General features: G+C 66.6%; 2 protein-coding genes and 1 pseudogene. All 3 read right to left on the minus strand.

Features of this window, described 5'->3' with window-relative positions; translation table 11 throughout:
- Positions 1-327, minus strand: a 327-nt coding sequence (locus JCM25156_RS26095) for a PulJ/GspJ family protein (RefSeq protein WP_034961063.1), incomplete at its 3' end; no start/stop codon positions are given.
- Entirely contained in the window at positions 324-749 is a 426-nt protein-coding gene (locus JCM25156_RS18300) for a pilus assembly FimT family protein (RefSeq protein ID WP_025814273.1), read from the minus strand. The genes JCM25156_RS26095 and JCM25156_RS18300, both read right to left, overlap by 4 nt.
- A pseudogene (locus tag JCM25156_RS26100) lies at positions 736-927 on the minus strand (type II secretion system F family protein); the annotation flags it as partial. The pseudogene JCM25156_RS26100 and the gene JCM25156_RS18300, both read right to left, overlap by 14 nt.

The raw sequence follows: 927 nt of genomic DNA on the forward strand, positions 1-927 counted from the left end.
TGCCGCCCCGGACCATGATTCCGTAATTTCTACGGCATAGAGCGTCATGCGCCCGATGCTTTGGGTGGGGGTTATGCGCAGCCGCCAGTAAAAGCCGTCGCCATCCTCGCCGCCCTGTGACAGGGGCCTTATGGCCAGACCATGCCCGACCACGGCCAGGTGGGACCGCGCGCGCGACAGGGCCTCCATGGAACGTTCGGCCATGCGTGTCGCGCGCCATCCATCCACGCCGCTTTGCCACATCGCGGCAAGGGACAGGGCGGCGATGGCGAAGGCCACCAGCACCTCCAGCAACGTGAATCCGGAATCGCGCGGCCGGGCTGTCATGGGCTGACCTGCCGGGTGGTGACATGGCCGGTCAGCGCATCCACGGTCAGCGCGATCCGGCCTGCCGTGGACCCCAGCACGACCCTGCCGCCCGATGTGCTGCCATCGGGGTAGAAAAAGAGTCTGGCTGGGGCCGTAATGGTTATGCCCGCGGGCAGGGCAGGGCGCGCCTGACCGTTCAGCCCATACGCCCCCGTCGGGAAGGCGGTGAACACGACGGCCCGTTCCGTAGTGGTCGCGTCGGTCCGGCCTTCACGCAGGGTGGCGGCCATCATTTCCGCCGCGACGCGCAGGTCCAGCGCGGATGAGCGCATCGGGCCACGCATGAGGATGAGCGAGGTCGCCAGTCCGATCACCGCAAGGACAATGACCATTTCCAGCAGGGTGAAACCATCCGATCGGGTTGCCTTACTGCTGCGCAAGGTCGTTCAGCCCAAGCATGGCCAGCAGGAGCGACGAGACGATGCCCGCGATCATGGCCCCCATGAGAATGGTGATGAGCGGCACCAGCAATGCAACCAGCCGTTGCAGGCGCAGGCGGACCTGTTCTTCATGAATGGTCGCGGCCCGCAGGGCCAGCGGGCCAAGCTGCGCCGTGTC

This window comes from Komagataeibacter kakiaceti JCM 25156, from assembly GCF_000613305.1.